At 61.9% G+C, this 19,637-nt stretch carries 18 protein-coding genes; 8 read left to right on the top strand and 10 right to left on the bottom strand.

Annotated features, from left to right (window positions below):
- Nucleotides 1-162: 162 nt before the first annotated feature.
- Nucleotides 163-1,569, bottom strand: coding sequence for a 2-succinylbenzoate--CoA ligase (locus ACVW0R_RS12395; RefSeq protein WP_011431448.1), 1,407 nt, complete (start codon nucleotides 1,567-1,569; stop codon nucleotides 163-165).
- Nucleotides 1,570-1,791: 222 nt separating this feature from the next.
- On the opposite strand from ACVW0R_RS12395, the gene petG reads away from it, so the two are divergent.
- From petG to ACVW0R_RS12380, 3 genes are all read left to right on the top strand, one after another.
- Nucleotides 1,792-1,905, top strand: coding sequence for a cytochrome b6-f complex subunit V (gene petG / locus ACVW0R_RS12390; protein WP_011431447.1), 114 nt, complete (start codon nucleotides 1,792-1,794; stop codon nucleotides 1,903-1,905).
- A 71-nt stretch (nucleotides 1,906-1,976) separates the two neighbouring features.
- The gene (locus ACVW0R_RS12385; RefSeq protein ID WP_011431446.1) at nucleotides 1,977-3,599 is read left to right on the top strand and encodes a bifunctional pantoate--beta-alanine ligase/(d)CMP kinase; all 1,623 of its coding nucleotides are present in this window, start codon (nucleotides 1,977-1,979) and stop codon (nucleotides 3,597-3,599) included.
- 196 nt (nucleotides 3,600-3,795) lie between these two features.
- Nucleotides 3,796-4,833: a hemolysin family protein gene (locus ACVW0R_RS12380; protein WP_457502130.1), complete on the top strand. Its 1,038-nt coding sequence runs from the start codon at nucleotides 3,796-3,798 to the stop codon at nucleotides 4,831-4,833.
- Nucleotides 4,834-4,842: 9 nt separating this feature from the next.
- On the opposite strand, the gene ACVW0R_RS12375 is transcribed toward ACVW0R_RS12380, so the two are convergent.
- The 4 genes from ACVW0R_RS12375 to bioB all read right to left on the bottom strand — a co-directional run bounded on the left by ACVW0R_RS12375 (nucleotide 4,843) and on the right by bioB (nucleotide 8,626).
- The gene (locus tag ACVW0R_RS12375) at nucleotides 4,843-5,025 is read right to left on the bottom strand and encodes a hypothetical protein (protein WP_414346997.1); all 183 of its coding nucleotides are present in this window, start codon (nucleotides 5,023-5,025) and stop codon (nucleotides 4,843-4,845) included.
- Nucleotides 4,953-5,447, bottom strand: a complete 495-nt coding sequence (locus ACVW0R_RS12370; protein WP_240531054.1) for a DUF4126 domain-containing protein — start codon at nucleotides 5,445-5,447, stop codon at nucleotides 4,953-4,955. Before ACVW0R_RS12370 ends, ACVW0R_RS12375 begins: the two co-directional genes overlap by 73 nt.
- A gap of 32 nt (nucleotides 5,448-5,479) precedes the next feature.
- The gene (locus tag ACVW0R_RS12365; RefSeq protein ID WP_071813535.1) at nucleotides 5,480-7,561 is read right to left on the bottom strand and encodes a HAMP domain-containing sensor histidine kinase; all 2,082 of its coding nucleotides are present in this window, start codon (nucleotides 7,559-7,561) and stop codon (nucleotides 5,480-5,482) included.
- Nucleotides 7,562-7,693: 132 nt separating this feature from the next.
- Nucleotides 7,694-8,626: a biotin synthase BioB gene (gene bioB, locus ACVW0R_RS12360; protein ID WP_011431441.1), complete on the bottom strand. Its 933-nt coding sequence runs from the start codon at nucleotides 8,624-8,626 to the stop codon at nucleotides 7,694-7,696.
- Between the two features lie 124 nt (nucleotides 8,627-8,750).
- On the opposite strand from bioB, the gene ACVW0R_RS12355 reads away from it, so the two are divergent.
- Nucleotides 8,751-9,746 carry a deoxyhypusine synthase family protein gene (locus tag ACVW0R_RS12355; RefSeq protein WP_011431440.1) on the top strand — a complete coding sequence of 332 codons (996 nt, stop codon included), beginning with the start codon at nucleotides 8,751-8,753 and terminating at the stop codon, nucleotides 9,744-9,746.
- Nucleotides 9,747-9,756: 10 nt separating this feature from the next.
- Here the strand turns inward: ACVW0R_RS12355 and ACVW0R_RS12350 are convergent, their stop codons facing one another.
- From ACVW0R_RS12350 to ACVW0R_RS12340, 3 genes are read right to left on the bottom strand one after another with little or no spacing between them, the layout of a single operon-like run.
- Entirely contained in the window at nucleotides 9,757-10,323 is a 567-nt protein-coding gene (locus ACVW0R_RS12350) for an ankyrin repeat domain-containing protein (protein WP_099812737.1), read from the bottom strand.
- A 4-nt stretch (nucleotides 10,324-10,327) separates the two neighbouring features.
- Complete coding sequence (locus ACVW0R_RS12345) at nucleotides 10,328-11,092, bottom strand: MBL fold metallo-hydrolase (RefSeq protein ID WP_457502129.1); 765 nt, start codon at nucleotides 11,090-11,092, stop codon at nucleotides 10,328-10,330.
- Nucleotides 11,089-11,724 carry an anthranilate synthase component II gene (locus ACVW0R_RS12340; protein ID WP_011431437.1) on the bottom strand — a complete coding sequence of 212 codons (636 nt, stop codon included), beginning with the start codon at nucleotides 11,722-11,724 and terminating at the stop codon, nucleotides 11,089-11,091. Before ACVW0R_RS12340 ends, ACVW0R_RS12345 begins: the two co-directional genes overlap by 4 nt.
- A gap of 179 nt (nucleotides 11,725-11,903) precedes the next feature.
- On the opposite strand from ACVW0R_RS12340, the gene ACVW0R_RS12335 reads away from it, so the two are divergent.
- The 4 genes from ACVW0R_RS12335 (at nucleotide 11,904) to rsmD (ending at nucleotide 17,103) form a co-directional block, all read left to right on the top strand.
- A complete protein-coding gene (locus ACVW0R_RS12335) occupies nucleotides 11,904-14,315 on the top strand; it encodes a DEAD/DEAH box helicase (RefSeq protein ID WP_457502127.1) in 2,412 nt (803 codons plus the stop codon).
- Between the two features lie 515 nt (nucleotides 14,316-14,830).
- On the top strand, nucleotides 14,831-15,595 hold the full coding sequence (locus tag ACVW0R_RS12330) for a HEAT repeat domain-containing protein (RefSeq protein ID WP_228375357.1): 765 nt from the start codon (nucleotides 14,831-14,833) through the stop codon (nucleotides 15,593-15,595).
- A gap of 60 nt (nucleotides 15,596-15,655) precedes the next feature.
- Nucleotides 15,656-16,546: a Sll0314/Alr1548 family TPR repeat-containing protein gene (locus tag ACVW0R_RS12325; RefSeq protein WP_011431434.1), complete on the top strand. Its 891-nt coding sequence runs from the start codon at nucleotides 15,656-15,658 to the stop codon at nucleotides 16,544-16,546.
- A gap of 5 nt (nucleotides 16,547-16,551) precedes the next feature.
- On the top strand, nucleotides 16,552-17,103 hold the full coding sequence (rsmD, locus tag ACVW0R_RS12320) for a 16S rRNA (guanine(966)-N(2))-methyltransferase RsmD (RefSeq protein ID WP_011431433.1): 552 nt from the start codon (nucleotides 16,552-16,554) through the stop codon (nucleotides 17,101-17,103).
- Here the strand turns inward: rsmD and ACVW0R_RS12315 are convergent.
- Nucleotides 17,100-17,717, bottom strand: a complete 618-nt coding sequence (locus ACVW0R_RS12315) for a hypothetical protein (protein ID WP_011431432.1) — start codon at nucleotides 17,715-17,717, stop codon at nucleotides 17,100-17,102. The two genes, rsmD and ACVW0R_RS12315, sit on opposite strands and share 4 nt — an antisense overlap.
- A 126-nt stretch (nucleotides 17,718-17,843) precedes the next feature.
- Nucleotides 17,844-19,298: a glycogen synthase GlgA gene (gene glgA, locus ACVW0R_RS12310; RefSeq protein WP_099813309.1), complete on the bottom strand. Its 1,455-nt coding sequence runs from the start codon at nucleotides 19,296-19,298 to the stop codon at nucleotides 17,844-17,846.
- Between the last annotated feature and the right edge of the window lie 339 nt (nucleotides 19,299-19,637).

Here is a 19,637-nt window from a genome sequence, read left to right as displayed (position 1 = left end):
AGCGTCGCGTAGTGACAACGGAAACGGACAGAATGCTATCGCTTCACCGCTGAGCAGTAATGCTCAGCAGTGTTCAGCGTAAATGTATCAGCCACACAACCGCGAGTTGGCCTTTGAAATCTGGCGAGACTTGGCCCGTCTGGGCATCCGGGAGGGATCCGGCTAGCTGCCTGGCGTTGCCAGTCTCAACTGCTGGGCCGCCCACTGCCGCAGCTGTTGGCGGCTGACTTTGCCCTGGGCGTTGCGCGGGATCCCGGCACACCATAGCCATTGCTTAGGGTGCTTGAAGGGGCTCAGTTGTTGGCTCAGGTGTTGCTTTAGGTGCCTCTCCAGCTCTACGGGGAGGGCAGGGATCCCAGCCTTGGGCACGGCCACCGCCACCACCTGCTGGCCCCACTCGCCGTCGGGCAGGCCGAGCACGCACACATCCTCCACCCAGCCGCTGGCCCGGATCTCCCCTTCTACCTCGGCCGCCATCACCTTTTCCCCGCCGGTCAGGATCAGGTCGTCGGCGCGGCCCAGCCAGTAGAGATAGCCGTCTGAGTCCAGATAGCCCCAATCTCCAGGGGTGAAGCCCCGCTGTTGCCACTTGCCCAGGCCATCAGCCTCCCTCGCCAAAGGGTAGTAGCCCAGCGCCAGGGATTCCGCCCACACGTGGATGTGGCCCGCCGTCTGGGCGGGCAAGGGATCCCCTGCTTCGCCGCGGATCTCCAGGGTGGCGTGGGGCAGGGGCCGCCCCAGGCTATCGCTCCCCTGCAAAAAGGCTTCCGGCAGGAGCGTACACACCTGGGAGGCGCTTTCGGTCATGCCATAGGTGAGGGCCAAGGGCAGGTGCAGTTGCCGGGCCTGTTGCCGCAAACTGGGCCAGGTGGGGCCGCCGCCAACCAGAATGGCTCGAAACTGGCGCAGGCTCTCCAAGACTCCCGGCTGGGCGTTGAGCAACAGCCGCTGCAACTGGGTGGGCACCAGCGACAGAAAGCTGCCCGGCAAAGGCGGATCCCAGGCCTCGGCCTGCTGCTGTCGTTTCCAATCCCAGACAATCCACTGGCCGCCGCTCAGCCAGGAACGAACAGCTTGCATCAGGCCGCTGACGTGGTACAGGGGCAGGACACAATAGCTATGGACGCAATCCACGCTGAAGTGCTGCTGGTGGGCTCTGGCAGAGGCGCTGAGGGTACGCCAGGAGTGCACTGCCCATTTCACCTGGCCGCCGGAGCCACCGGTAGGGATCCCGATTACTGGCCAATCGGCGCTGGGTAGGATCTGTTGCCAATGCTGCAGAGGGGGGTGGGAGGAGGCAGAACCCTCCTGCAACTGCCCTCGCCGCCAGCGCCAAGCGGATCCCAGGCTGGCCAGAGCCTGCCCCCACTCTCGTCCTCCCCAGTGGGGATTGGCCAAGAAGAGGGGGATCCCCAGGTGTTGGCAGGCCAAAACGGCAGCCCACACTTGCAGCGGATCCGAGTCTGCCACCAACAGGGGAACGGCCTTGTCTGCCAGAGGGCGCAGTTGCTCTTCCAGCCCAGCCAGACACTCCTTCAAAGCGGGAGAGCAGTTGTGGTTGGGAAACATCTTTCGGCAAGTTCGGGCGGGACAGTTGCAGGTTCAACGAAGCGATCAAAGCGATCAAAGAGCAAGCCATAGCCGTGGAGACTTGACCCTCCACCGAGGCAATTGGGGGCGTCCCCTGTACCTTCGTTGTTTTGACTTTTGGCAGGGATCCCCCCGGGCAAGGTGAGGAAGAGTTTGGGCTTGGCTTATCATGATCTAGGTTTGAAGTAGGAGGCCTAGGTTGTGATCGAGCCAATTTTGCTGGGGATCGTTTTGGGGATGGTGCTGGTTACCTTGGCAGGCCTGTTTGTGGCCGCCTACAGACAGTATCAGCGCGGCAATAAGATGGGTCTGTGAAAGCCAGGGAGGAAAAAGCTGGCACCAAACCGTCGGCAAGAGAGTGGCTCAGCAGGTGAGGTGGCATGGCGATGCAGTGGCTGCGCACGGTGGCGGCTTTGCGGGAGCAGGTAGCGAGCTGGCGGGGATCTACCATAGGCCTGGTGCCAACGATGGGATCCCTGCACGAAGGACATCTCAGCCTAATTCGCCGCTGCCGCCAAGAGTGTGACCACACGGTGGTCAGCATCTTTGTCAACCCCCTCCAATTTGGCCCCAACGAAGACTGGGATCGCTACCCCCGCGACGAGGAAGGGGATCGGGCTCTGTGTGAAGCCGCGGGCGTGGATGTGGTGTTTGCCCCCGACCCGCAGGAGATGGGGGCCGACCCGGCCACTGCCGGCGATCGCACCTGGGTCATGCCTCCTGAGTCCCTTTTGCAGACCCTCTGCGCCCCCCACCGACCGGGGCATTTTCGCGGCGTGGCCACCATTGTGCTGCAACTGCTAAACCTGGTGCAGCCGCAGCGGGCCTATTTTGGCCAAAAGGATGCCCAGCAACTGGCAATTATCCAGCGGCTGGTTCAAGATCTGCAAATTCCCACCACCATTGTCCCTTGCCCCACCGTGCGAGAAGCCGACGGCCTTGCCTACAGCTCCCGCAACCGCTACCTTTCGGCAGTGGAGCGGCAGGTGGCCGCCAGCCTGTACCGCGCCCTGCGCCGAGGTTACGACCACTGGCAAGCCGGGGATCCCTCCGCCGAAGGGATCCTGGCCGCCGCCCGTGCTGAGCTGGAGCGCACCCCCGAGCTGCGCGTGCAATATCTGGAATTGGTGGATCCGCAAACCCTCCAGCCCCTATCGGAGGTGAAAGATAAGGGGCTACTGGCCATCGCCGCCTATGTAGGGCAAACTCGCCTCATCGACAACCTGCTCCTTTCCCCGGAAGGGGTGGATCCCTTGCCCCAAGAACAGCAGAGTGCAGTGCCTCCTTCCCCGAAAAGGGGGCGTCGCCCGCTGATTGCCATCGACGGCCCGGCAGGGGCCGGGAAGTCCAGCGTAGCGCGGGCAGTGGCCGCTCAACTGCAGCTCTTGTACCTGGATACGGGGGCGATGTACCGGGCCATCACCTGGCTGGCGCTGCAGCGGGGGATCCCGTTGGACGACGCCGAGCAACTGACCCAACTGGCTGCCCAAACCCAACTAACCCTACAAAGTGGCCCCTCGGCCGACGAACCCACCCGCATCTGGGCCGACGGTGAGGAAGTTACCCAGGCCATTCGTTCCCCAGAGGTGACCCGCTGGGTTTCTCAGGTGGCGGCAGTGCCGGGGGTACGGCAGGAGCTGGTGAAGCGGCAACGCCTCATTGGACGGGATGGGGGGGCCGTCCTGGAGGGGCGAGATATCGGCACCCATGTTTTTCCTGATGCCGAGCTGAAAGTCTTTTTGACCGCCTCGGTGGGGGAGCGGGCCCAGCGCCGGCAACACCAACTGCAAGCCCAAGGACAAGTGGTGTCCCTCGAAGAGTTAAAAGCTCAGATCGAGCAGCGGGATCGCCGCGACAGCGAGCGGCTTATCTCTCCCTTGCGGCCTGCCCCCGATGCCATTCTGATCGACACGGATCACCTGAGCCAAGCTGAGGTGGAAGACAAAATTGTGAGGCTGTACCGGCAGCTTTTGGAGCGATCCGGGGCAGCCCATTTCGATATTATCTGAAGTTATCTGAACCCTGAAGATTTTCTCAAGCTTGCGAGATGGGGCCAATTCAATTCTGAGGTGTTGAGCCTTGGGGGGGCGATGCGCTTGGCCAGAACCGCTAAGGTAGGAATCCTGTTGACGAAGAGATACTGGCCTGCCCTGCTCCCCCTCGGCCCAAATCACTCGTATCCGGCTCTGGGTAGCCGCGAGCACTATGGGTAATGTCCTCCTCCTGGCTTTTCTGCTTCTCCTCTCAGGGGCCTGCTCCGGAGCGGAAACCGCCATCACGGCTATGGACAACCTGCGCTTGGAGTCCCTGATCGAAGAACAAGGGGATCCGCAAGGCCTCTATCGACTGGCTCAACAACAGCGCTCACGGATGATCACCACCCTGTTGTTGGTGAACAACTTTGTCAACATCGGCATTGCCGCCCTGGCCACCACCATCTCTATTGAGCTGCTGGGATCCCAGTTTGGAGCTTTGGCCGCCACCGTGCCCACCACGATCCTGGTGCTCCTGGTGGGGGAAGTGGCGCCCAAGTCTTTGGCGGTGAGCCATCCGCTGGCAGTGTTCCGCTGGGTGGTGCGGCCTGTCCATGTCCTCTCGGTGCTGCTGCGCCCTTTTACCGCTGCCTCTGAGTGGGTTGTCAGCAGACTGTTCAACCTGTTGGAGCTCTCGCCGCTGACAGCCACCGCTTCCCTCAAGGATTTGCAGCTGTTGATCGATGTGCTGGGGCAGCGAGGGCTACTGGATTGGCAAAAACGGCGCCTGTTTCGCGGGGCGCTGGCGTTGGATTTGCTCCAGGCTGGGGATGTGGCCAAGCCAAGGGTAAAAATGGAGACCATTTCCCACGACAAAACGCTGCAGGATGTGGTGAAGCTCTGCCTGGAGACGGGCTACTCCCGCATCCCCGTGCAGGGGGAATCCAAGGACGAGATCGTCGGCGTCATCCACCTCAAGCAGGCCCTGCGCTACCTGGAGCAAAAGGGCAATGCCGAGGTGACCAAGGCCATGTCCCCGCCTTTTTTTGTGCCCGAGACCAAGCGCGTCAGCCTGCTGCTCAAAGAGATGCTGCGCTCCCGCCAACACCTGGGGATCGTGGTGGATGAGTTTGGCGGCACCACCGGCCTCATTACGCTGGAGGACATTTTGGAAGAGCTGGTGGGGGATATCTACGACGAGAGCGACCTTTCCCCCCTGCTGCTGCAGCGGCAACGACGACAGCGCCTCTTCTCTTCTGGCTCCCCTTGAAGGAGGCCGCTAGCCGGCTTCTGCAGAGTCTTCGTTGGCTTCGGGGGGGAGCTCCACCAAACCCGGATCGGCAGGATAGCGGGCCACAAAAAAGATCCAGAAGCTGTGGATCCCCAGGCCTAGGCCCCACCCGCCCAACAGCGGCAGCAGCCACGGCCAATCCGCCCGATACAGCTGCTGGAAAAACACCAGCCCCGACGCGCTGCAGAGAAAAACAGCCAGATGCGCCGCGTAGGTGTAGCGGTCATCCAGCTTGCGAAACTCAGGATCCCGACGGGAGGGCTTCCGGGGCCAGCGAGGCGGCATGGCAGCAACCCCTCACAACTCAAAACCTTCTCCAGTGTAGAGGGATCCCTTGCCGCCGACATCACCAGGATCCCGGCCGCTACCGCCACCGGCGTTGCCACCACGTCCAGCAGGTTATCCACCCAGGGTACACAGTAGGCAGCAACCTCGAAAAAGGTAGCCACCGCAAAAACCGACAGCGCCTCTTCCGACCCAATCCACTGCAGATCGGGAGCCAACGGCAGATGCCCGGAGCGAGCTGCCAGGTTCATCACCAACAGCGGCACAAAAATGCGAAAGCCGCAGGCAGCGCTGAGGCCCAATCCCAAAAAATTGCCGGTAGGCTGTCCATTTCTGCTCCTCAAGATTGATGGGTGTGACGGGAGTCCTCCCGCCAGCGGCAACTGGGGGGATCCGTTTCGCCTGGCTGGGCGGCAAACTCCAGCGGCCCGTTTTCGGTGTAGAGGTGCAGGTCGAACCAGAAGGTGGATCCCTGTTCCAGCTTGCTTTCCAGGCAGATGCGGGTGTGGTGTTTCTCCAGGATGTTGCGCACGATGGCCAGGCCCAGGCCGGTGCCCTCCAGGGTGTGGACGCGGTTCTCCACCCGGAAAAAGCGGTCGAAGATCCGCTCCTGATCCTCCGGGGCAATGCCGATGCCCGTATCGGCCACCGCCACCCGCACCGCCTGCGGGGATCCATCCGCCTGCACGACCGGGTGGGCATGCACCGTCACCAGCCCTCCCGAGGGCGTGAACTTGAGGGCATTGCCCAAGAGATTGGTCATCACTTGCAGCAGCAGATCGTAGTTGCCCCACACCAGGGGCAGATCCGGATCGACGAACTTGCGCAACTGGATCCCTTTGTCGCGGGCTTGCAGGTGGTGGGTGCGCAGGGTTTGCTCGATCACCGCGGCAATATCGACAGCCTCGAAGTGGTACTGTTTCCCCGACTCCAGACGGGACAAATCCAACACATCGTTGACCAGGCGGGTGAGGCGATCGGTTTCGCGGTTGGCAATTTCCAGATAGTCCAGCCGCTCCTCTGGCGACATCTGCTCGCCGTACTCGTAGAGGGTCTCGATGAAGGACTTGATGCTAAAGAGTGGGGTGCGCAGCTCGTGGCTGATGTTGCTGATGAACTGGGCCTTGGCCTCGTTGAGCTCCACCTCGCGGGTGATGTCCTGCACCGTCATCACGATCCCCTTGAGGTTTTGCCGCCGCGGATCCGACACCGGCGACAGCAGGATGCGGATGACGCGCTTGGTGGGGCCGCTGAGGTTGACGCGAATTTCCTCTGCCTCTTGATCCCCGCGGGCAATTTGCATCAGGGGGCGGGCCAACTGCTGCCGCAGATCCTCGGGCAACAGCTCCGGCAAGGGCTTGCCCAAAACAGGCTCGCCCTCCCAGCCGAACATGCGGGAAGCCGCCGGGTTGAGCAAGAGTACGCGAAACTCAGCGTCCAGCAAAATGGCGGCATCGACGATGGAGAAAACCAAAGTCTCCAGCTTGGCCTTGGCGGCGGCCAGTTCTTCGATGTTCTGCTCCTCGTAGCTCTGCAGCCGCTCCGCCATCTCGTTAAAGCTGTCGATGAGCTGGGCCAGCTCTCCCCCAAAGGGCAGGTCGATGCGCTGCTTGAAGTTGCCCTTGGTGATCTCCTGGACGCCCTTGACCAGTGCTTTGATGGGGTAAGTAATGGTGAGGGCGTTGACCACGGCTCCCAGGATGGCCAGAACCCACACCGCCAAGAACACTCCAATCGCGACCTCCCGCGCCAGTTGCGTCGAGCGCACGAGGGCGGGGTTGGGGTTGATGCCAAGGCCGAGGGTGCCCAAAAAGCGGCCCTGATGATAGATGCCGACAAAAATGTCCGTCACCCGCCCGGCAGGGGTGAGGTGGGTGCGCACCAGCGGCTGACCCTCGGCAGGCGGGCGGTTGTCCGGCAGTTGGATGCGACGGGTAAGGCTGAGGGAGGTTTTCACCTCCTGGTTGGAAAACGGGATCCCGTAGTAGATGTTCCCCTCCGGGTCGGCATAGAGCAAATAGCGAATGCTGCTGGTGCTCTCAAAATATTGCCGCGACAGCTGGGCCACTTCGCCAATGCGATCTTCTGCGATCAGGGGGGCGACATTGGCCGCCAACAGCAGCCCCAGATCCCGGCCAAAGCGGGCTTCGTTAAAGCGCGCATCCTGCTGCACGGTGCTGACGGCCCAGAAGGTGAAGCTGCTCACCACCAGCGAGACCACCAGCGTGGCCACAAAGAGCAACTGGGTCTCCAGGCGCAGCTTTTGTTTCCAGCGAGACCACCAGCGCCGCAGGGATCCCCAGAAGAACCCCCCCCTTGACGGCTCCCCAGTCTCCCCCGGCAAGGGCTGGGGAGGAGAAGCAGCAGCCGCCTCAGGGGATTGGACTTCGGCAAGGGGCTCGGCAGTGCTGACAGGAGACATGAACCCGACGTGACAACCCTGAAGAACACTGTCGCCACCATTCTGGCATGGCTGCCGACAGGGTTAAGAGGGTTCGATTTTCTGCAAAGATTGTTACAAGCAGGGATCCCGAAAGGGCAAGGGGAGATGCCTCTACAGAGGTTGCAGGCCCAGCTTCTCGAGCAAAGCCGCATCGGCAGCCTGGCCTGGATTGGGCGTGGTCAGCAACCTTTCCCCGGTGAAGATGGAGTTGGCCCCCGCCAAGAAGCACAACGCCTGCTCGCTCTCGGACAGGTTTTTTCGCCCTGCCGAGAGCCGGATCTGGGCGGTGGGCAGCAGCAGGCGGGCCGTGGCGATGGTGCGCACCAGCAGCAGCGGATCGGGCGGGGGAAGCTGGCCTAGGGGCGTGCCGGCCACGGGAACCAAAGCGTTGATGGGCACTGAAGTGGGGGGCGGCGTCAGGTTGGCCAGAACGTGCAGCAGGCCGATGCGGTCTTCGTCGCTTTCCCCAAGGCCGACAATGCCGCCACAGCAGATCTGCAGGCCGGCTGCCGCCACATGGGCCAGTGTCTCCAGGCGATCCCGATAGGTGCGCGTCGTGATGATGCGGGGGTAGAACGCCGGCGAGGTGTCCAGATTGTGGTTGTAGGCCGTCAGACCCGCCGCCGCCAATTGCTGCGCCTGGGCAGCCGACACCATCCCCAGGGTGACACAGGCTTCCATCCCCAGCTTGCGCACCAGGCGCACCATCTCCAACACCCGCTCAAACGCCTCCCCTGCCGGGGCCGACCGCCAGGCAGCGCCCATACACAGCCGGGTGGCGCCGGCCCTTTGGGCGGCCATGGCCTGCTGACGCAGCGACTCCAGCGAGATCAAGGGGTAGGTCTCGATCCCTGTCGAGTAGCGGGCGCTTTGGGGGCAATAGGCGCAGTCTTCCGGGCAGCGGCCCGACTTGATGTTGACCAGGGCGCAGAGTTGAACCCGGCCAGGCGGATGGTGCTGCCGATGCACCGTTTGCGCCTCGTACACCAACTGCAGCAGCGGCCGATAGTAGATCTCGCGAACGTACTCTAGAGCAATGGCCATGCCGGCAATGTCCAAAACAAAAGGTTGAAGGGATCCCTAAAAGCTTGCCAGCGCTCTTAGGTTTGGCTATGATACGAGGTCTGTGCCTTGGGAAGGCGAACCCGCCTTGCTTAGAAACCCAACCATGATAACCGCAGAAGCAGTGGCCAAAGGTCCTATCAGCCAATTTCTTAAGCATCACTTTCGCCACTTCAACGCCGCCGCCCTGGTGGATGCCGCCAAGGGCTACGCTGCTCACCTGGAGAAAGGCGGCAAGATGATGGTGACCCTGGCCGGCGCCATGAGCACGGCAGAGCTGGGCCTTTCTCTGGCCGAGATGATTCGGCAGAACAAGGTGCACGCCATCTCCTGCACCGGCGCCAACCTGGAGGAAGACATCTTTAACCTCATCGCCCACGACTTCTACGAGCGGGTGCCCCACTACCGCGATCTCAGCCCGCAGCAGGAGCAGGAGCTGCTGGAGCGGCACCTGAACCGGGTAACCGATACCTGCATTCCCGAAGAAGAGGCGATGCGGCGCCTGGAAAAAGCTCTGCTGGAAGAGTGGACGGCTGCCGATCAGGCGGGGGAGCGCTACTTCCCGCACGAGTTCATCTACCGCATCCTGCGCAGCGGCCGGCTGGAGCCCTACTACCAGATCAATCCGCGGGATTCTTGGGTCTATGCGGCCATGGAGGCCGACTTGCCCATCTACGTACCGGGCTGGGAGGACTCCACCACCGGCAACATGTACGCTGCCCACTGCATCAGCGGCGAGATCCGCCATGTCCATACCGTCCGCACGGGCATCGAGTACATGATCCACCTGGCGGACTGGTACACGCGCACCTCGGCAGAGTGCTCCATCGGCTTCTTCCAAATTGGCGGCGGCATTGCCGGGGATTTTCCCATCTGCGTAGTGCCCATGCTGCACCAAGACCTGGGCCGCAAGGGGATCCCTCTGTGGGGCTATTTCTGCCAGATCAGCGACTCCACCACCAGCTACGGCTCCTACTCGGGGGCGGTGCCCAACGAGAAGATCACCTGGGGCAAGTTAGGGGTCGACACGCCCAAGTTCGTCATCGAGTCGGATGCCACCATCGTGGCGCCTTTGATCTTCGCCTGGGTGCTGGGGTGGTAGAGAAGGGGAATCAATCTGTATGCCCGTCGGTTGAGGCGGAGCGGGGCCAGCGGGACAACAGGGTTGCAGCTTCCCAGCGGCGCAGATCCTGGGCGATGCGCAGGGGCGTGAGGCCGTAGCCGTCCGGCTCGTCGATCTCGGAGCCATGTTCCAGCAGCAGCCGAACGACCTCGGGGTTGCCGGACCAAGCGGCAAAATGCAGGGGAAGGCCACCGGCCCCAAAACGAGCGTTCACCTCCGCCCCTCCCTGGAGCAGGGCTTTCGTAACCTCAGGGTTGCCCAGGCGAGCGGCTTGGTGCAGTGGGCTAGCTCCCCCATGGTCTAGTTGATTGGGATCCGCCCCGGCAGCCAGCAAAAGGCGGGTGTTGAGGCCGCTTTCTACGAAGAACAGAGCCGTCTTGCCCCGCTCCTCAACGGCGTTGGCGTCTTTCCCCAGCCAGAGGGCCAACTGCAGCCGCAGCGGGTTGGCAGTGGCCAGAGCCTGGGGATCTGCCGGCAAGCTGTACCCATAGAGCCCCAGACCGCCTAGCAGCAGGGATCCCAACCCGACACCTACAGCCCACCGCCTGCGCCTCATGGCCCTACTCCTCAAAGAACAGGATGGCGATCCCTTGGCTGGGCAGGGCCTGGGCCGAGAGCAGCAAGGGGTTGCTGAGGGCAGGTTGCGCGGCAGCGGCGGGAAAGAGGCGCAAAAACGCTTCTAGAGGCTGCAGCTCGCACTGGGACTCCTCGGCGGCGGCGGTGCGGTACATAGTCGGGATGACCAACTTGGGCTGCAGCGCTTCGATGGCCGCCTTGGCCGCGGCGGGATCGTAGTTTTTCGGCCCACCCCCCACCGGCACCAGCAACAGGTCAGGGCGAGCCAGCAGGATGGACTGTTCCCGGCCAATGGTCTGCAGTGCCCCTCCCAAATGGACAATGTCGATCCCGGCCATGCGCCAGCGCCAGCCCACGTTGAGGCCAAAGCGGGGGCCCCGCGGCATGCGCACCCCCTGCACGCGGATCCCGTCGATGAAGTAGTCCCCCGGCTGAAACAGCACCCTGGGGTTGCCCGGCACCACGTCCAAAGCCCCTTCGTCCAGGAGACGGCTGCTGAGCAGCACCAGATCGGCAGCAACGCTGGGAGCAGGGTAGCCGGCTGTACAGCCCGCCGGGCGGAAGGGGTTGACCAGAAAGCGCTTGCCCTCCCCCTCGAACAAAACGCAACTGTGGTGCAGCCAGGTCAGTTGCAGGCTCTGGGGGGTGAACTCCAGGGATCCCCCTGTTTGAGCACCCGCCCGCTGACCCCCTACGGCAAGGGATCCCAGCAGGCCGGCGCTGGCTTGCAAAAGTTGGCGACGCTTCATGGGCACGGGATCCCTGACGCGACGACGGCAGCCGCCGGCTGGGGCGATCCCGAACCATGGTGCCGAGCCAGGCGCAGAAAGTTGCCTAGCAGGCGCTTGCCCTCTGTGGTCAAAATGCTTTCTGGGTGGAACTGCACCCCCTGCACGTGAGGGTAGCGGCGGTGGCGGATCCCCATGATGATCCCACTGTCCGTTTGAGCCGTCACCTCCAGCTCTTCAGGACAGGTGGAGGGCTCGATGGCCAAGCTGTGGTAGCGGGTGGCCGCAAAAGGCCGGCTTAGCCCCTCAAATACCCCCACCCCTTGGTGGTAGATCAGCGAAGTTTTGCCGTGCATCAACTCAGGGGCGCGCACGATCTGGCCACCGTAGACCTGGCCGATGCACTGGTGCCCCAGACAGACACCCAAAATGGGCAACTCTGGCCCCAGCTCCCGAATTAGCTCCAGCGAGATGCCGGCATCCTCTGGTCGTCCCGGCCCCGGCGAGATGACTACAGCCTCCGGCTGCATCTGGCGCAGCTCGGCCACTGAGATCTCGTCATTGCGAAAAACCTGCATCGGTGCCCCCAGTTCCCCCAGGTATTGCACCAGGTTATAGGTAAAGCTGTCGTAGTTGTCGATTACAACCAGCACGATGGCACCCGGCGACGGCACCTCATTTTAGCATTGCCCAGGCTTGGGTCTCCCCCAGCGGCAAGACTCGCAGCCCCGAGCCAACACCCGGATCAAGCTTGTATCCTGGGAGATATAGCACACAAGCGGCAGCGAGGTGGCTAGCTTTTAGGTTGTTTTCTGATGACTTTTCGGATCCCATGAACCCGCTTCTCTCCCCGGCAACCGACTTGCTGGACGAGTTGCGCAGGCTTTTCCCTTTTGAGCTGGATGAGTTTCAAATCCGAGCGATTCAAGCTCTAGCAGCTGGGGAATCGGTGGTAGTCTGTGCACCTACGGGATCCGGCAAGACGCTGATCGGAGAATATGCTATTTATCGGGCCTTGTCCCACGGCAAGCGGGTTTTTTATACAACTCCTCTGAAGGCTCTTTCCAACCAGAAGTTTCGCGATTTCGGCCAGCAATTTGGCCCAGAGCGGGTTGGCCTGCTCACCGGCGACATCTCCATCAACCGGGAGGCGCCCATCTTGGTGATGACCACCGAGATCTTCCGCAACATGCTCTACGGCACGCCGCTTTCTCTGGCTGTCCAACAGGGGGCTTACGCCAGCGAGATGGATGCGTGGGAGCAGGCGGAGGCCCTGAGCCGGGATCCCTTGCAAGACGTGCAGGCGGTGATCCTGGACGAATGCCACTACATGAACGACCAGCAGCGAGGCACCGTCTGGGAAGAGGCGATCATCCACTGCCCTGCCCACATCCAGCTTGTTGCCCTCTCGGCCACGCTGGCCAACAGCGACCAGCTCACCGACTGGATGAACCAGGTGCATGGCCCCACGCGACTGATCGACTCCAGCCATCGCCCGGTGCCGCTGCAATTTCACTTTGCCAATCGCAAAGGGCTGTTCCCCCTGCTGGAACAAACGGAGTCGGGCCAGTGGGTTTGCAATCGCCGCCTAAAAAGCAAACTCCCCAAGTCCGGCCAGTCCTCCTATGGGGGGGTGCCGGATATGGTGCAGGTGGTGGAAAACCTGCGCCAGCGGGACATGTTGCCGGCCATCTATTTCATCTTCAGCCGCAAAGGCTGCGACCTGGCGGTGGCCAGCGTGGGGAACTTGGACTTGATCGCCAGCGAGGCAGAACGGCAGCAGTTGGCCGAGCAGATCGACCGCTTTTGCCGGGAAACGCCGGAAGCCGTGCGTCGGGATCAACTGGATGCCCTCTACCGGGGGATTGCCGCCCACCATGCCGGCCTGTTGCCCGCCTGGAAGGGCCTGGTCGAGCACCTGTTTCAGCAGGGGTTGGTGAAGCTGGTCTTCGCCACCGAGACCTTGGCCGCCGGGATCAACATGCCCGCCCGCACGACGGTGATTTCCTCCCTCTCCAAGCGCACCGACAACGGCCATCGCCTCCTGACTGCCTCTGAGTTTATGCAAATGTCGGGCCGGGCCGGACGACGGGGCAAAGATGTGATCGGGCATGTGGTGACCTTGCAATCTCCCTTTGAAGGGGCGCAAGAGGCGGCGCGGCTGGCCACTGCGGGAGCAGATCCCCTGGTGAGCCAGTTTACTCCCACCTATGGCATGGTGCTGAACCTGCTGCAAAAGCATTCTCTGGAGGCGGCGCGGGATCTCATTAACCGCAGCTTTGGCCAGTATTTGCTCTCGCTGCAAAAGCTGCCCGAACAACAGGAGCTCCAGCACACCCGCGCCGAGCTGGAAGAGATCGACCGCCTCTTGGAGGGTATTTCCGACGAAGACATCGCCCGCTACGAGAAAATGCAGGCGCAACGGCGGGAAGAGCGGCGCATCTTGCGCTACCTGCTCAAACAGCGAGAAGCCGAGCCGGATCCCACCCTGCGCCTATTGGCCTTTCCCCACATCCAAGCCCAAGAGGAAAAGATCCGCGCCCTGGAAGCCCGCATCCGCGCAAACCCTGCCCACAGGGTTGGGAAAAAGCTGCTGGGTTTACAGGAAAAGCGCCAGCGCCTGCGCAAGCGTCTGCAGCACCTGGAGCGGCAAAGCGACTCGGTACAGGAGTTGCGCTGGCAGCAATTTATGGCCTTGGTGGGGGTGTTGCAGGAGTTCGACTGTTTGCGGGAGTATCAACCTACCGCCAGCGGAGAGGTGGTAGCCGCTCTGCGGGGAGATAACGAGCTCTGGCTGGCGCTGGCTTTGCTATCTGGCGAATGTCTAGGCTGTGCTCCCCATCACTTCGCTGGGGTGATCGCTGCCCTGGTGGCCGAGCCTCCCCGTTCGGGTACCTACAGCCGGCTGCGTACTTCCGGGCTAGTCGAGGATGTGCTGCATGGCTTACGAGGCTTGCGGCGGCAACTGTTCCGCAGCCAGCGGCAACACCAGGTGTTTCACGTGCCGATTGGGTTTGAGCCTGGCTTGGCCGGGATCGTGGAACACTGGGCGCAAGGGATCCCTTGGGAACAGCTAGAGGCCAGCACCAACCTGGATGCTGGGGATATTGTGCGCCTGATTCGCCGCACGCTGGATTTGCTCTCCCAGATTCCCTACATACCCCATCTGCCAGCCGAGTTGCGGGAAAACGCTCGCGAAGCCCAAAAACTGCTGGATCGCTTCCCGGTAAGCGAGCTGATCTGAGCGTAGATTGTAAGGAATCTGCCAGGATTCGGTTGCCCCTGGGAATCCTCTGTTTGGGGAACTGGAAGTGGACAAGACAGGTTGTTTTGTCCGTCCAGCCAACTGCGTAGGGCCCACAGTCTGCTGGCGCAAACGCGATGCTGCTCCGGCGGGAAATGCCGCCGGGCCGAAAATTGCTTCGTTGCCAGAAAGATCGCTTAGAGAAGGATGACGATCTCGATGCAGCGCTGAACGGTGCTCGGCTGTGCTCAGTACCCGGTGTTCCTAGGTCTTTCGGAGCGGATTATGCTCCCGCCTGCCTAAGGTGCGGGCGGCTGTCTATGGGGGGGTCACCACCGAGCGCTTCACCGCAGCCATGGCTTGCTTCCGCGCTGCGCTTTTTCGCTCGAGAGCGGGTGGTGGGGGGCCGAGGCTTTTGTTATCCTGTCGCTTAACGGATGCAAGCACGAGTCCCTAGATTGCTGTGTCAGGGAGATTTGGCTCCATTGGCAGGCTCGGAGAGAGGATGGGATCTGATGTTTACTTGGCTCTGGACGAAACACTTTTCTCGCCTAAACCAGAGGCTGCAAAGCTTGGAGGTGGCCCGCGAGGAAAACCTTCTGTCTCCTGATCTGAGCGCCCAAACTCTGCAGGTGGCCCCTGACTTTTGGGAGCGGCAGCACCAGGCTTTCGTCTACCTGGATAAGCAGATGCGAAAGCTCAGCCGTCGCAGCAAGATTTGGGGCGGGATGGCACTGCTGGCTGTTTTGGCCGATGCTGCTTTGGTGGTTGCCGGCTTGGCGATGCTCCAGTCTTGGCAACAGATGCGGGCCGACCAAAACCTTGCTCGCATTGTCCAACAGGCTGCGGCTGCTGACCCTGTACAGCAAGCCTTTGACAACCTGGTGGCCCAATTGCCGCATATGAACGAGGCAGAGCGGTATCATGCCCTAGAGGCGTTGCAGGCCCTTTCGGCCATCGCCATGGCGGGCCGGGGCTCCTACGGCTACTCTCCTGGCATCTCTGTGTACGGCTCTGTTCCTACAGCTGCGACAACCCCTCTTGAGGCCCAACTGCAAACCATCTATCAGTTGGGTCAAATGCGTGCAGTTGAGGCGGTGCCGGCTTTGCTGACCAAGCTTTCTGACGGCGAACCGGCGGTGCGGGAGGCGGCAGCCCGCGCCCTCGGCCAAATCGGGGATCCGCGCGCCCTGGATCCCTTGCACGCTCTCCTGGCCCACGAGACCAATGAGTTGGTTCAGGACGCAGCCATTGCTGCGATTGCGCAAATGCTGCGCTGAAGAGCAGGTCAAGGACGCGTCGATTCGCTAAAAGTTCGTAGTGGGTGCTGAGGCCAGGGGATGAGAAGCGACAAGTTCGGCAGAGGGGCCAAGCTCGCAGGGATCCTGTGTTGGGTGTGGGGATCCGCCTTGCCGGTTTGGGCGCAGGATCCTTTTCGCAGCGGGGCCAATGCCCGCCCCATCAGCCCTGAGGTGGCTGCGGCGTTTGAGGAGTTTTTCTGCGCAGGCCGCTACACCCAGAGCCGAGAGAAGCTGGAAATAGCCAAGAAAGCTTCCCCCGACGAGCCAATGGTCTATGCCCTGTTGGCGGCGCTGGCCTACCAGGAGGGGGATCTGGATGCTTTTGCCCAGTTGGCCACCCAAACCCGACAAGTGGCTGCCGAGCTGAAAAAGACGGATCCCTTGCGCGGCAACCTGTATGAGGGCGTGGGCTATGGGCTAGAGGCGGCCAACACTGTGGTGCGGGAGGGGGTGGTGATCGGGCTGCCCAAGGCATTGCCCACCCTCAATCAATTGTTTGCGTCCATCCGGGCCGCCCAGGCCGTGGACAGCAGCGACCCAGAGCTGAATCTCCTCAACGGCTATATGGATTTGCTGCTGACCTATCGGGAGAAAGCGTTGAATCAATTTCGCCTGGCAGCGCCTGACTATTTGTCCTACCGCGGCCAAGCCCTGGCCTATCGGGATATGAAACGCTTTGACGAGGCGCTGGAGGCGGTGGAGCGGGCCATTGCTGCTTCCTGCAACAACCCTGAGCTCTACTACCTCAAGGCGCAAATTTTGGTTGCCAAGGGCCAAGACCGGGAGGCAGTTCCCCTTTTCGACCAAGCCCTGCAGGCTGCTGCCCAGTTGCCTGAAGCTTTGGTGGAGCAGATCCAGATGGAACGGGATCGTGCCGCCCAGCGCAGCGGGTTAACCGGCCAGTTGCCTACACCGACTCCCTCCCCCTAACACTAATGGGCCTGCGTATCAGCGGCAAACGAGCGCTGCAGACGCCTGCCGGCCTGGGCACTCGACCCACCCCTGGGCGGGTGAGGCAGGCCCTGTTCAACATCTTGCGGGGGCAGGTGGAGGGCTGTCGCTGGCTGGATCTCTGCTGTGGAGCCGGCACAGTGGGGGCAGAGGCCCTGTGCCATGGGGCGGCCTTTGTGGCCGGGATCGAGATCGCCGCCCCTGCCTGTCGCATCATCCGAGCCAACTGGGCCAAGGTGGCGCAGCCGGGGCAATCTTTCCAGGTCATCCAGGGAGATGCCCGCAAGCTGCTCAGCCGCGGCTTGGGTTTGGATCCCTTTGATTACGTCTACTTTGCTCCCCCCTACGAGGCGGGTCTGTATGCCCCCCTGCTGCCGCTGATCCCGCCCCTCCTCAAGCCAGGCGGAACTTTGATCGTCGAGCACCGCAGCAGCCACGAGCTGCCCGACCAGGTGGGATCCCTGCTGCGCTTTGACCAGCGGGCCTACGGGCAAACAGCGCTGGCTTTCTACCGGCATCTGGGAGAGGAGCGCTAGGGGAAGGGGGTGCTGACGAAGCCGATCTCCAGAAGCTGCTGGTAGGCCTGGGTGCCTAGCTCCCGGGTTGGGGTCTGGCTCTTGATGACCTGAATCAGCCAGGCTACGGCCTCCTCGGGGCGCCCGGCAGCCCGATAGACCACGGCCAGGTCGTAGGCAGCCTCATCTCGGGCCTGGGCGGCAACGCGGGCCAGCTCCCGCTGCTCTTCGGAGATGCGGTTTTGGATCCCGGCAAAAGCCCGGGAGAGATCTTGGTGGTAGTTGGAGCGCTGGTTGTAGGCGTTGAACACCTGTTGCAGCAGCTCGATGGCCCGGTCGTAGTTTTGCGCTTGGATGGCGGCATCGGCTTCGGCGGCCAGTTGTTCAGCCCGCAACACGCTGAGGGCATTGTTGGGCTGTTCTAGGGCCCGAAACTGCTGCGGGTTGGGAATGAGCTGCTGGCCAGGGGGCAGCTCTTGAGCCGTGGCCCAGAGAGTCGAGCCGACGCCCAGGACAAGGCCAAGCAACAAGCCGAAAGCCAACCGCGCCCAAGAACGGCGCAGAAAGTTGAGCCCTTGGACAGTGGCGTCTTGGCGCCGACCTTGGCCAATAACAGCGGGACGTCGTCCGAACATTGGCAGGCAGTCCTCAAAACCTCGTTAACCCGTTCTACTTTATCTCACTCTGGGTGCCTCCGCCGCAGCTCAGGGATCCCCTCAGCCAGAAGTTGCTGGGAGGCTGGCTGTTTGGACGGAGTAGAGCTAAGTGGGGGCGGGCTGATTCTCAGAGGAGGTCTTTTCCGGCCTCAGCGGCAAGTTCATAATCAGCTCGTACAGGCGCAAGTATTCCAGCGCCGAGCGCTGCCAACTGAAGTCGGTGGCCATGCCCCGCTTTTGCAGCGCCTGCCAAGTGTCTTTGTGCTGAAAGGCCTCCCAAGCCCGCGCCAAGCAGGTGTAGAAGTCCAGGGCTTCGTAGCGATCAAAGCAGTAGCCCGTACCGATCCCCTTGCTGGGAATGTGATGGCTGACCGTATCCACCAGCCCTCCCGTGCGGCGGGCAATGGGCACACAGCCGTAGCGCATGGCGATCATCTGGCTGATGCCACAGGGCTCAAAGCGGCTGGGCATCAAAAAGACGTCTGCTCCTCCATAGATCAACTGAGCCAGTTGCGGCTGGTAACCCTGTTGATAGGCCATTCTGCCCGGGTGCCGCTCGGCCATCTCCCGGATCCGCCCCTCGTAGTAGGCTTCCCCGCTGCCCAGCAAGACAAATTGTGAATCGCTATAGGCCAAAAAGCGATCCAGGGTTTGGATAAGCAGATCGATCCCCTTTTGTTCCACCAAACGCGCTACCATGCCCATCAAGAACACGTCGGGGTTAACGGTCAAACCCAAGCGAGACTGGAGCGCCGCCTTGTTCACCGCCCGGCCGCTGAGGTCGTCGATGCTGAAGTTGGCCTCGAGAGCGGGATCGGTGCGGGGATCGAACTTCTCGGTGTCGATGCCGTTCAGGATCCCCCGCAGGCGCTCCCCTTTCCAGGCCAGCAGATCCTGGAGGCCCTCTCCATGGAGGCTGGTGCGGATCTCCAGGGCGTAGGTGGGCGAAACCGTATTCACTTGGTCGGCGTAGAGGATCCCGGCAGCCATGGTGTTGTGGGCGGAAAAATACCAGGGCAGCCAGGTCATGCGTTCCAGTTGCCAACGCCAAGGCCCCTGATAGGCCAGGTTGTGGATGGTAAAGACGGTGCCGATATCGGGAGCCTGGTGCATCCAGGCCGGGATCATGCCGGTGTGCCAGTCGTGGCAGTGGATGATGTTGGGTTTCCAAGGGTAGTAGGTCCAGGCAAATTCAGCCACGGCGTTGGCAAAAAAAGTAAAGCGCCAGAACTCGTCCTCGCCGTAGTAGATGCGGTGGGGAGCAAAACAATAGTGGCTGACCAAGTAGAGGGGCACATCGGTGCCGGGCAAAACGCTTTCGTAAATATCGGCCACCTGCCCCATGACCTGTTTAGACCAGATGGGATCCTTGGAGCGGGGGTATTGCCCCGGTTCCGGGCCGAACTTGTCCCAGAGAAACCCGTACAGGGGCATGATGATGCGCACATCCTGCCCCAGCTTGCGCAAAACGACGGGCAGGGATCCCACCACATCCGCCATACCCCCCACCTTGGCAATGGGGGCAGCCTCCGCCGCTGCAAACAAAATCCTGGCTTGCACCACAATGCCCTCCGTGTTGCGATGACCCTCGTCCTGCTGAGGCAAGCGGATCCCGGCAAAACCCTTCCCATCCTAAAACACAAGGGATCCCTGTGCCGGCCAAGCTGGGGCAGAGCCTCATCCTGAGAAGTGTTGCAATTTATTAATTTTTCGTAAGATAGAAGGGCGGTGCCGCTCAGAAATGCTGGGGGCGGTGCTGCACTGCATTTTTGGTTGGTTGTCTTTTTCTGGAGAAAATTGTCCTATGACCATCGCAGTAGGGCGCGCGCGCCAGGAGCGAGGATGGTTCGACATCGTCGACGACTGGCTCAAGCGCGACAGATTCGTGTTTATCGGCTG

It is taken from the genome of Thermostichus sp. MS-CIW-15, from assembly GCF_054060575.1.
The sequence above is the reverse complement of the archived record's forward strand: the minus strand, read 5'-3'. Positions and strand labels throughout refer to the sequence as shown.